Origin of the sequence: Bartonella sp. AA2SXKL (assembly GCF_042197205.1) — a bacterium.
In the GTDB taxonomy this organism is placed as follows: domain Bacteria; phylum Pseudomonadota; class Alphaproteobacteria; order Rhizobiales; family Rhizobiaceae; genus Bartonella.
The window spans coordinates 1-750 of the sequence record NZ_JBHIRN010000123.1; the positions used below are offsets into that span (position 1 = coordinate 1).

1 protein-coding gene and 1 pseudogene are annotated in these 750 nt (G+C 38.4%); both read right to left on the reverse strand.

What is annotated here, in order from left to right:
* On the reverse strand, positions 1 to 583 hold a 583-nt coding region (locus ACFINS_RS10185), incomplete at its 3' end, for a bifunctional folylpolyglutamate synthase/dihydrofolate synthase (protein WP_375706200.1).
* Positions 584 to 586: 3 nt separating this feature from the next.
* Positions 587 to 750: pseudogene (locus tag ACFINS_RS10190) on the reverse strand (acetyl-CoA carboxylase carboxyl transferase subunit beta); the annotation flags it as partial.

The following is a 750-nucleotide window of genomic DNA, read 5'->3' on the forward strand; positions in this document are numbered from 1 at the left end:
CTCCCGATTTGATAATTCCCCCTTTTTGAAAAGCGATTTGTGCAATTGTGTTTCCAAGAAAGGTCTCATGATCATAATCAATGGGCATAATAAGGGATACAGCTGGCTTTTTAATCACATTTGTAGCATCAAAACGTCCTCCTAAACCAACCTCTAAAATCACGACATCAGCTGGATGTGTGCTAAACAGTATAAAGGCAGCAGCAGTAAAAATTTCAAAAACAGTAATTAATTTTTGACCGTTCGCCTTGACAACTTGCTGAATTGTTTCAGCCAATTGTTCTTCTGTGACAAGTTTTCCACCTTCTCTTTGACCGATTCGGCAGCGTTCATTCCAATTAACCAGATGAGGTGAGCTATAGACATGAACGCGGTAGCCTGCGTTTTCCAAAAGAGCACGACAAATAGCTGAAGCAGATCCTTTACCATGTGTTCCAGCAATATGAATAACAGGTGCAAGCTTTAAATGAGGATTATCAAGGCTTTCTAAAAGACGAAGGATACGCTCTAAAGAAAGATCAAATTTTTTAGGATAGTTTTTCAGTAAATCATCGATTATCCTTTGCACGTGGTTTTTTTTCATAGTTTAAGCAGCTTCTGCTTTAGAAAGCGATGCCTGAGAATTGGTCGAAGATGTATTGGAAGGATTAACAACAGGGGGATATTTCATCATCAAACGTAAAAGTCGTGCAATGGTAGTTTTCATTTCTAAACGTGATACAACCATATCAATCATGCCATGTTTGAGCA